Below are 1,697 nucleotides of genomic sequence, written 5' to 3'. Positions count from 1 at the left end.
AACTAAATATTATTTGCGTACAAACAACTGCAACTATGAAAAAAGATTATCTTCTGAAAATATTCCTCAAAAAATAATATATAACCCAAAAGATATAATTAAAAAAAGAAAATTCCTGACTTTTTCAAGAGTTTTCAGCGATATTTTGTAATTATAAATTTAAACAATAAATAATACTGAATGGTTACTATTTTCAATATTTTTTAAATAATATTATGCTGGTCTTAAACCATAATAGAACATAAGTCCACTTTTTATACTGAAATCTATCGAATTGATGTTTTGTAAACAAAATAACCAATATACTTACTTTACATTTTAAAAGAAACAAAGTTCAGGCTTACTATAAAAATTATTTTTACAAAAAAATTGCCAAAAGATGTTATCTTTCGGCAATTTTGTTTAATTATATCTAAGTTAAAGTTCTTCTCCATTTGATTCAATTACTTTTCTGTACCATTCGAATGATTTTTTCTTTATTCGTTTTCCTGATCCGTTTCCTAAATCATCTATATCAACATACACGATTCCATATCGTTTAGCTATTTCTCCAGTTGATACACATACAACGTCTATAATTCCCCACGGAGTATATCCAATAACATCTACACCATCTTCATTGATGGATTGATTAAGTGCATGGATATGTTCTTTTAGATAACTAATTCGATAATCATCATTTATTTCATTGTATTCATCAACTTTATCTTCTGCTCCTAAGCCATTCTCCACAATCATGATCGGCATTTGGAATCTATCATATATCTGAGCTAGCGCAACCCTTAATCCTGTCGGATCAATTTGCCACCCCCATTCAGATTCCTTTAAATAAGGGTTTTTGATCCCTGTCGTTAAATTCCCATCTGATTTTTCTAAACTCTCATCAGATGCGATTACTAGTGACTGATAGTATGATATTGCAACAAAATCAACGGTTCCCTCCCTTAATATTTTTTCATTCTGCGGATTTAAATCAAGAGAGATTCCTGTTTGTTCTAGAGCCTTAAGTTTATAGCTTGGATAATACCCTCTGCATTGAACATCTAAATAAAAATTAATAAATTGAGATGCTTGCCAGGTCAGAATGTTATCAGCAGGGTTACTACTATAAGGATACATTGCCGGGTAAGTAACCATTCCTCCAAACTGAAAGTTTGGATTAATTTCCTTTCCTAACTTCACAACTTTTGCAGCTGCAATTAACTGATTAAATCCAGCTTTCTCAGTAACTATTTTATCCGTGGTATCAATCCCACCAGCTAACCATGGTAGAGCTTCGATACAGTTCATTTCGTTAAATGTTATCCAATATTTAACATACGGAGAATATCTTTCAAAAACTGTTCTAGCATATTTTACAAAACACTCAATAGTTCTAGTATCTCTCCAACTTCCCCAACTATTAACTAATGCTAGTGGTATTTCATAGTGAGATAATGTAACAATTGGTTCAATATTATATTTCTTTAACTCTTTAAAAACCTTCTCGTAAAACTCAAGGCCTTTTTCATTGGGAGATTCATCATATCCATTTGGATAAATCCTACTCCATGCAATTGACATTCTAAATGAGTTAATACCTGACTCAGAGAGGAGTTTGATATCTTCTTTAAAATTATGATAAAAATCAATTGTTTCATGACTTGGATATTTATATTTTTCCTGCGTATCAAAAATAGATCCTTCAGGTACTCCTG

Annotated in this window: 1 protein-coding gene; it reads right to left on the bottom strand. The window is 30.8% G+C overall.

The annotated features are described in order from the left end of the window. Positions 1-417: 417 nt before the first annotated feature. Positions 418-1,697, bottom strand: a 1,280-nt coding sequence (locus A5867_RS04990; RefSeq protein WP_087627003.1) for a glycoside hydrolase family 1 protein, incomplete at its 5' end; no start/stop codon positions are given.

Source organism: Enterococcus sp. 6D12_DIV0197, from assembly GCF_002174385.1.
GTDB lineage: Bacteria > Bacillota > Bacilli > Lactobacillales > Enterococcaceae > Enterococcus_D > Enterococcus_D casseliflavus.
The sequence above is the reverse complement of the archived record's forward strand: the minus strand, read 5'-3'. Positions and strand labels throughout refer to the sequence as shown.